The 886-nt window shown below is 47.0% G+C and carries 1 protein-coding gene; it reads right to left on the bottom strand.

Features of this window, described 5'->3' with window-relative positions; genetic code table 11:
* The coding region (gene cydB, locus AB4496_RS09075) for a cytochrome d ubiquinol oxidase subunit II (protein ID WP_372130838.1) at window positions 1–886 on the bottom strand (886 nt) is incomplete at both ends.

Here is an 886-nt window from a genome sequence, read left to right as displayed (position 1 = left end):
ACGGGATAATGAACGGGAACATCGAGAAACCCGCCGTTAAGATGATGCAAGCGTTAGTCAGGCTTGAACTAATAAAAGCAATCGCATCCCATTTCAACCTTGCGCCAATCAAAGCCAGCAATGGAATGGTCACGCTGCCGATCGGTGCAAACCACATCCAAGGGTACGTATCGAAGTTGGTTAACCAAGCGCCAGCTTGTGTAACGACTTCTTTGTTCAAAGGATTTGAAGCCGAGCTATGATCCATCGCACTGACTATCAGATACCCATCAATATGGTTTATCGCCATACAGCCAATCACCATAAGGAAAGCGACAAATACAGCACTCGCCTGCGTCACTGTTCTTGCCTTTTTGTATAGCGCATCGGTGGTTTTCATCATCAGCCAAGCACTGCCTTGCAACAACGCCATCAATAACCCAACAAAGCCACACAACAGAGCAAACGGATTAAGCAAATCAACAAACGATCCGTGGTACTCAACCATCAAGAAGCTATTGAGCGTAAAAGGTAAGCCTTGCATCAAATTGCCAAACGCCACCCCAAACAAGATAGGAGGGAAGAAGCCTGAGAACGAGATTGCTAAGTCACATACTTGTCGCCACTGAACGCTGTCGATCTTTGCTCGGTACTCAAGTGCAAGAGGACGCAGCCACAATGAGATAAGAGCCAAGTACATCGCAACATATAAGCTTGAAAACGATGTCGCATACACTAACGGCCAAGCCGCAAACAAAGCGCCACCTGCGGTAATTAACCACACCTGGTTGCCGTCCCAATGGGGTGCAATGGAGTTAATCATCACTCGTCTTTCAGAGTTGGTTTTACCGATAAACGGTAACAACGCTCCTACTCCCATATCAAAGCCATCGGTGATCATAAAACC

The sequence above is a fragment of the Vibrio sp. 10N.222.46.A1 genome (assembly GCF_041473595.1).
Taxonomy (GTDB): domain Bacteria; phylum Pseudomonadota; class Gammaproteobacteria; order Enterobacterales; family Vibrionaceae; genus Vibrio; species Vibrio tasmaniensis_A.
This window is presented reverse-complemented; position numbering and strand designations above follow the sequence as displayed.